This is a genomic window from Cryobacterium luteum, assembly GCF_900110125.1.
GTDB lineage: Bacteria > Actinomycetota > Actinomycetes > Actinomycetales > Microbacteriaceae > Cryobacterium > Cryobacterium luteum.
This window is the reverse complement of the sequence record NZ_FOCN01000028.1, coordinates 19,835-27,961: the sequence shown is the minus strand read 5'-3', so window position 1 is coordinate 27,961 and position 8,127 is coordinate 19,835. Positions and strand designations below refer to the sequence as shown.

5 protein-coding genes and 1 pseudogene are annotated in these 8,127 nt (G+C 62.5%); 5 read left to right on the top strand and 1 reads right to left on the bottom strand.

Annotated features, from left to right (window positions below; genetic code table 11):
• A pseudogene (locus BMW72_RS19065) lies at window positions 1–282 on the bottom strand (hypothetical protein); the annotation flags it as partial.
• 128 nt (window positions 283–410) lie between these two features.
• Here BMW72_RS19065 and dnaG point away from each other — a divergent pair.
• From dnaG to BMW72_RS16760, 5 genes are all read left to right on the top strand, one after another.
• Complete coding sequence (gene dnaG, locus BMW72_RS16780; protein ID WP_092112602.1) at window positions 411–2,276, top strand: DNA primase; 1,866 nt, start codon at window positions 411–413, stop codon at window positions 2,274–2,276.
• A gap of 218 nt (window positions 2,277–2,494) precedes the next feature.
• Window positions 2,495–4,141, top strand: coding sequence for an ABC transporter substrate-binding protein (locus BMW72_RS16775; protein ID WP_092112600.1), 1,647 nt, complete (start codon window positions 2,495–2,497; stop codon window positions 4,139–4,141).
• A 99-nt stretch (window positions 4,142–4,240) separates the two neighbouring features.
• Window positions 4,241–5,329, top strand: coding sequence for an ABC transporter permease (locus BMW72_RS16770; protein ID WP_092112598.1), 1,089 nt, complete (start codon window positions 4,241–4,243; stop codon window positions 5,327–5,329).
• A gap of 2 nt (window positions 5,330–5,331) precedes the next feature.
• Window positions 5,332–6,423, top strand: a complete 1,092-nt coding sequence (locus BMW72_RS16765; RefSeq protein ID WP_092112596.1) for an ABC transporter permease — start codon at window positions 5,332–5,334, stop codon at window positions 6,421–6,423.
• Window positions 6,423–8,126 carry an ABC transporter ATP-binding protein gene (locus BMW72_RS16760; protein WP_241983824.1) on the top strand — a complete coding sequence of 568 codons (1,704 nt, stop codon included), beginning with the start codon at window positions 6,423–6,425 and terminating at the stop codon, window positions 8,124–8,126. Before BMW72_RS16765 ends, BMW72_RS16760 begins: the two co-directional genes overlap by 1 nt.
• Window position 8,127 lies beyond the last annotated feature (1 nt).

Sequence of the window (8,127 nt, the reverse complement as noted above, 5' to 3'; positions counted from 1 at the left end):
GACGGCAGTCCTGATATCGACATCGGCCAAAGCGGCCGCCTCACGGCGGGGAGTGCCAGCCGCGCGGAGCTCACGGAACATCTCACGCCCAGGGTGCGGTTTCGGCCCTCGAATCCCAACGCTGCGCGCCCAACGGTAGCCAGTGCCGCGGTTGATGCCCAGCTCAGCCGAGGCAGAAGTCACGTCACCAAGTCGCTCCAGCAGAGCCAGAAAAGACGCCTTGTCCGCGCACGGATTCTGTTCGTCGGTCGAGGGCTCATTGGTCGGGTTTAACGTGGTCATACAAACTCCCAAGAGTCTGGGTGTTGCAACGACCAGTAGAACCCAAGTTGATCATGGGCCCAGTTTCCGAACATGGGCCCGGCACCACCTGACCAGAACCTGTCAGACCGAGAAGATAGAATTCGACTATGGCTGGACTGATTCGACAAAGTGACATCGAAGAGGTCAAGGCCCGCACCAACATCGCCGACATCATCGGTGACTACGTCACCCTGAAGTCCGCCGGCGTCGGTTCGATGAAGGGCCTCTGCCCCTTTCACGACGAACGCAGCCCCAGCTTTCACGTGCGCCCGCAGGTGGGTTTCTACCACTGCTTCGGCTGCGGCGAAAGCGGCGACGTCTACTCCTTTCTACAAAAGATGGACCACGTCAGTTTCAGCGAAGCCGTGGAACGCCTCGCCGGCCGGGTCGGCGTCGACCTGCACTACGAAGATGGCTCGGGCGCCGCCCCCGACCACGGCAACCGCGCCCGTCTACTCGCCGCCAATCAGGCAGCCTCCGACTTCTTCATCGACCAGCTCGGCAGCGCCGGCGCCGAAGTCGGCCGGGCATTCCTCGGCCAGCGTGGCTTCGATGCCGCGGCCGCGACACGCTTCGGGGTCGGCTTCGCACCCAAGAGTTGGGACGAACTCACCAACCACCTGCGCGCTAAAGGATTCACCACCGAAGAGCTGACCCTGTCCGGTCTGGTCTCCAGCGGCGACCGGGGAATCTACGACCGGTTCCGCGGCCGTCTGGTCTGGCCCATTCGTGACATCACCGGCCAGACCATCGGTTTCGGCGCGCGCAAGCTGCTCGACGACGACAAAGGGCCCAAATATCTGAACACCCCTGAATCGCCGGTTTACCACAAGGCCCAGGTGCTCTACGGGCTCGACCTCGCCAAACGCGACATCTCGCGCAGCCATCAGGTGGTCGTGGTCGAGGGGTATACCGACGTGATGGCCTGTCACCTGGCCGGTATTACGACGGCCGTCGCCACCTGCGGAACCTCTTTCGGCGTCGACCACATCAAGGTGCTGCGCCGGGTGCTCGGTGACGATTCGGGCGTGGGCGAAGTCGTCTTCACCTTCGACCCGGATGCCGCCGGCCAGAAGGCCGCCATGCGCGCCTTCAGCGAGGAGCAACGGTTCTCCGCCCAAACCTACGTGGCCGTCGGACCGGAGGGACTCGACCCCTGCGACCTGCGCCTGCAGCGCGGCGATGACGCCGTGCGTCGGCTGGTCGATTCGAAGAAGCCCATGTTCGAGTTCATGATTCGGCAGATTCTCTCTCAGTACAACCTCGACACGGTCGAGGGTCGCACGGCCGCGCTGCGTGCCGCCGCCCCCGTCGTCGGTGAAATTCGCGATCCCGTGCTGCGGCCTGGCTACACGCGCGAACTGGCCCGCATGCTCGGCGTCGACATGGGAGAAGTCGCGAAGGCGGTCACCAACGCCCACTCCGGAGCGCGAGCCGCAGCGAGCGGCGGGCCAAACGCACCCCGCCACGGCGGTGCGGTCGAAGTGTTGCCCGAGCGCCCGTTCTCCCTGGTCGAGCTGCCGACCGACCCGGTCACCAGGCTCGAGCGGGACGGTCTCATGGCCATGCTGCAGCGGCCAGTGCTGATCGGCCGGGATATTCTCGACAGCGCGGTGCAGACATCCTTTGCCAACACCTCGCTCGCCGTCGTGCGCGACGCGATCGCCGCGAGTCTGGCGCACTTCGAAGCACCCGACTGGCTTGATCGCGTGGTCTCCGAGGTGCCGGACACCTTCAAGAACCTCGTGCAGGAACTGGCCATGGCGAACCTGCCGGAGCGCACCGAGAAAGACGTCGCCCGCTACGTACGCGACATCACGATTGTGCTCATTGACAAAGATCTGCTTCGGCTCAAGGCTGAGTTGCTCGGCCGCCTCCAGCGAGCGGATGCCGCCGAAACCGAAATGTACCGCACGCTCCAGCGCGAACTGGTGCGGGTCGAGGCCGAGCGGCGCGCCCTCCGCGACGAATAATCCGGCCACCGGCCGGGTCTGTGCTCCACCAACTTCTGAGCGCATAATCTCAAACTGCAACACATGAGCTTGTGAATGTTGCAGATATGTAAAGAAGCTGCGGCTGACCGTGGCTATCTGCGAATTCTGTGCTAATTCTTGGCTAACAGCAATGAACAGCTGCGCCCATTCTCGGGTTCTCCTGGTCATGAGACTTCTACAGGAAGAGGACGACGGATATGACATCCGCATTCACTAACGGCAAGCGCGCTCTCGCTGCCACAGCCGGACTGGCCGCTGCGGCGCTCGTTTTGGCCGGCTGCTCGGCGGGCGACTCCTCCACCAATGCCGGAGGGACCATCACACTCGGTACGACCGACAAAGTCACCACCCTCGATCCTGCTGGTTCGTATGACGCCGGCTCGTTCAATGTTCAGTTGCAGGTGTTTCCGTTCCTTATGAACACGCCGTACGGCAGTTCCGAAGTCGAGCCCGACATCGCGACCAAGGCGGAGTTCACCTCGCCCACGGAATATACCGTCACTCTCAAGCCCGACCTCACCTGGGCCAACGGCAATGCCCTTACCTCGTCGGACGTCAAGTTCAGCTTCGATCGTCAGTTGGCCATCGCTGATGAGAATGGTCCGTCATCGCTGCTCTACAACCTCGAGAGCACCGAGGCGGTGGACGAGACCACTATCGTCTTCACTCTGAAGGCCTCAAACGATCAGATATTCCCGCAGATTCTGTCGAGCCCGGCCGGCCCCATCATCGACGAGGAGTCATTCTCGGCCACAGAACTAACCGCTGACGACGACATCGTCGCGGCCAAGGCTTTCGCCGGACAGTACGAGATCGCCAGCTACGATTTCAATAACATCATCTCGTATAAGAAGTTCGAGAGCTACGCCGGGCTGTGGGGACCCGCTAAGAACGACGGGGTCAACGTGAAGTATTTCACCGACGCCTCCAACCTCAAGCTCGAGATCCAAGAGGGCAGTATCGACGTTGCTTTGCGCAGCCTGTCCGCCACTGATATCGACGACCTTCGGGGTAACGACAACGTATCTGTCTTAGACGGCCCCGGTGGCGAGATTCGCTACATCACTTTCAACTTCAACACGCAACCGTACGGAGCTACGACCGCAGAGGCCGACCCGGCCAAAGCACTGGCCGTGCGCCAGGCAGTCGCAAATATTGTCGACCGCGACGAGCTGGCCGATCAGGTCTACAAGGGCACAGTTACACCGCTGTATTCTTATGTTCCCGCCGGTCTGACAGGTGCCAACGAGTCTCTCAAGGGCCTCTATGGCGATGGGGCGGGAGCGCCCGACCTTGACAAAGCCAGAGCTACGCTTGAAGCTGCCGGAGTCACCATCCCGGTCGACCTAAGCCTGCAGTACAACACCGACCACTACGGCCCCGGCTCAAGTGACGAGTATGCACTGATCAAGGACCAACTGGACTCGTCTGGCCTGTTTAATGTCGCCCTGCAGTCCACCGAGTACGTGCAGTACGTCAAGGACCGCACTAATGACGTCTATCCCGCGTACCAGCTCGGATGGTTCCCGGACTACACCGACGCCGACAACTACTTGACCCCGTTCTTTCTGGAAGATCCCGACAACGGCCTCAAGAGCTTTATTGCAAACCACTATAAGGACGACGCCGTCAATGCGCTCATCCTTGAGCAGGCTGTCACTGTGGATCCCGACGCGCGTACCGCACTCATCGAGGAGATTCAGGATAAGGTCGCGGCCCAGTTGTCGACCCTTCCACTCTTGCAGGGGTCGCAGGTTGCAGTGACCGGTACCGGCATCACCGGCACGAAGGATACTCTCGACGATTCGTTCAAGTTCCGCTACGGAGCGCTCTCCAAGGGATAAACGTCGAGTCGACTAGAGTTTCGGTAGTCACATCACCGGGGGTGTTCAGCGGAAAGCGCTGGATGCCCCCGATTCTTTTTTGCAAATCGTGAGGTAGTTATGACCACCATGGCCGTGAAGCCATCCGTTCCCGTAGGTGGACGTGTTTCGAAGAAGAAGACGTCGCCGGGCGGAATCGGACGATATCTGCTCGTCCGATTCCTGCTCATTTTTCCAACCATCTTCATCTTGGTCTCGATGGTCTTCTGGCTGATGCGCACGACCGGTGACCCGATCACTGCGGCCGCTGGTGGACGTCTGGGAGCTGATCAGCTCGCCGAACGTATCCACGCGGCTGGATACGATCGACCAATATTCGTGCAATACATCGAGTACCTCGGACAGGTCTTCACCGGCAACTTCGGCACAACGATTAGCACGAACCGACCGGTCTCCGAAATTCTTGTGACCTATGGAACGGCTACCGCGGAACTTGTGTTCTATGCCTTACTAGTGGCATTTATCGTCGGAATTCCCCTTGGGATGGTCGCGGCATACTGGCGTGACAAGGCACCGGATGCTTTTCTCCGCGTCTTCGCGATCCTCTGCTACGCGACCCCGGTATTCTTCGCCGGACTCCTGCTCAAGCTGATCTTCGCTGTCTGGCTCAAAGTTCTTCCGGTGTCCGGTCGCGCCACCACCAGCTCTGAGCTCGAAATGGGATTCTTACCCAATAAGACGGGTATTTATACGATTGACGCCTTACAGACTGGCGATCCCGCGGTCTTTAGGGATGTGCTCTCCCATGCCGTGCTCCCGGCTTTGGCCCTGGGCTTACTGACCGCAGGGGTCTTCCTCCGGCTGGTGCGCACCAACGTCATCGGTACCCTAGGCACCGACTACGTTGATGCCGCACGCTCGCGTGGTGTCAACGAGTTCCGATTGGTGAGCAAGCACGCCTACCGACCGGCCCTCATCCCGATCATCACCGTCATCGGCCTGCAGATTGCCCTCCTACTCGGCGGTGCGGTGTTGACCGAAACTACGTTCGAGTGGAAGGGGCTGGGCTTTATCCTCATCGAATTCATCAAAGCCCGTGACTTCGTTGCGGTGCAGGGCATCGTCGCCCTGCTCGCGGTTATCGTTGCGCTGTCCAACTTCATCGTAGACATCATTGCCGCGCTTATCGACCCGCGAGTGAGGTACTAGCCATGACAACACTCAATCCTGAAGCCACGCACGCCACCAAGGCCCCATTGTGGACCCGGCTACCCGTCGTGCACCAGCTCCGCCAGAGCATCGGCCTGCAGCGGGGCATGCTCGTGGTCGGTCTCGTCATCACCGGCATATTCATCCTGACCGCCATCTTCGCTCCGCTCCTCGCGCCGTATGGCTACAGCCAGCTGCGCGATGACAGCGGCCCTTTTGGCGCGCAACAGGCGCCGGGCGGCGAGCACCTGCTCGGCACCACCGTCGGCGGCTACGACGTGCTCTCGCGCGTGATCTGGGGATCGCAGACCGCGATCACCGTCATGGTCGTCGCTGTGCTGCTGTCAATCTTCGCCGGCGTGGCTCTCGGACTGGTCTCCGGCTACTTCGGCGGATGGCTCGACCGCGTTCTCGTCGTCGTGTGCGACGCCGTCTACGCTTTTCCGGCGCTGCTGCTCGCCATCGTCATGGGTATCGTCATCTCCGGCGGTCGCTCCGACCTCTTCGGCGGCATCCTCGCCGCGGCGATCTCGATCACCGTGGTGTTCATTCCGCAGTACTTCCGAGTGATCCGCGCCGAAACCGTGCGGATCAAGGCCGAGGCCTACGTGGAGTCGGCGCGAGTGCTCGGTGCCAGCAACGGTCGCATCATGTTCCGTCACGTGCTGCGCAACGCGACTCGCACGCTGCCGCTGATCTTCACGCTCAACGCGTCGGAGGCGCTCCTCACGCTGGCTGGCCTCGGCTTCATCGGCTTCGGTATTGAACCGTCTTCCGCCGCTGAGTGGGGTTACGACTTGAACAAGTCGCTCTCCGACGTCTCGAGCGGCATCTGGTGGACCAGCCTGTTCCCTGGCCTCGCCATCGTCCTCGTCGTTCTCGGCATCACGCTTGTCGGTGAAAGCCTCAATGACCTCGCCGACCCGCGCCTGCGGAGTCGGCGCGCCCCCGGCGAGACCGCCGGCGTCGTCGCCGCGACGAGCGTCGTTCCCGGCGGAACCCTCGCCGCCGGCCCTGGCGGCATTGACGGCCTCGAGGCCGACGTTCCCGCATTCAACCCGCACCCGAACGACGACCCATTCGAGGCCAAATAATGAGCGCCTATTCCCTGCCCGACGTCGTACGTATCGACAACCTCAATGTCACCTTCGCCACCGACGGCGGCGCGGTCAAGGCCGTCGACGGTGTGAGCCTGCGCGTGGCTCCGGGGGAGGTGCTCGCGATCGTGGGGGAGAGCGGCAGCGGCAAGACCGTCACCGCGAAGACCATCCTCGGCCTGCTGCCGGAGACGGCCACCGCCCACGGTGCCGTCATCCTGAGCAGCAAGGACGGTTCCAGCTCGAACGACGTGCTCACCGTCAGCAAGCAGAAGCTGCGCCAGCTGCGGGGAACGGACGTGTCGATGGTGTTCCAGGAGCCGTCCACAGCCCTGAACCCGGTCTTCACCGTCGGCTGGCAGATCGCCGAGGGCATCCGTGCGCACGGCGAATTCTCCAGGAAGGAAGCCCGCGCGAAGGCCATCGACATCCTCGGTCGGGTGGGTATTCCCGACCCGGAGAGCCGCGTCGACTACTACCCGCATCAGTTCTCCGGCGGTCAGAAGCAGCGCGTCGTCATCGCCATGGCCCTCGTTCTCGATCCTGGGTTGATTGTTGCCGACGAACCAACCACTGCCCTGGATGTGACCGTGCAGGCCGAGATTCTTGACCTGCTGCGGCGCTGCCGCGACGAATTCGGTACCGCGATCGTGCTGATCACCCACAATATGGGTGTCGTCGCCGACCTGGCCGACCGCGTCGTAGTGATGTACGAGGGCAAGGTCGTTGAAGAAGCTCCGGCCCAACAACTGTTCTCGAACCCCACGCACGACTACACCAAGCGACTGCTCGGTTCGGTACCGCGCGTCGGCCACGGCACGGCGCGGGCCACCGCTCGGTTGGAGGCTCGGGAGCCCGACTGGGCCGATCAGGCGCCGGTCGTCGTCGCCGACAGCCTGAAAATCCAATATCCCGGCCGGCTGGGCAAACCCGGGTTCACCGCCGTCGACGGAGTGAGTTTCCGCATCCGGCCCGGAGAGGTGCTCGGCCTCGTCGGCGAGAGCGGATCAGGCAAGACCACCATCGGTCGGGCGATGGGCGGGCTCACCCGAGTCACCGGGGGGTCCCTGACCGTGCTCGGCCATGAGATGAACGGTTTCAAGGAACGCGCCTTCAAGAAGGTGCGCAGCGACATCGGCTTCGTTTTTCAGGACCCCGCGTCGAGTTTCAACCCCCTGCTCACCATCGCCGAATGCGTCGCGGAGCCCCTCGTCGTGCACGGGCGGGCAGCGAATACCCGTTCCGCGCGCAAGCGGGTGAACGAACTGCTCGAGGCGGTGCAGTTGCCGCGGGCCTACGGCGATCGTTACCCGCACGAGCTCAGTGGTGGCCAACGCCAGCGTGCAAGTCTCGCACGTGGTCTGGCCCTGGAGCCGAGTTTGCTGATAGCGGACGAGCCGACCAGTGCGCTCGACGTGTCGGTGCAGGCCAAGGTGCTCGAGCTGTTCGCTGAGCTGCAGAAGGAGTTTGGGTTCGCGGCGCTGTTCATCAGCCACGACCTCGCCGTCGTCGATATTCTCGCCGACCGCATTGCCGTGCTGTACAAGGGACAACTGGTCGAGGAAGGCACCGGTGCCGAGGTTCTCGGTGCCCCGAAGGATGCCTACACCCAGCGGCTGCTCGCATCACTGCCGGTTCCTGACCCGGCTGTGCAGGCACTGCGGAGGGGTGAACTCCGGCTCCTTCGTGCGGCAGGATAGC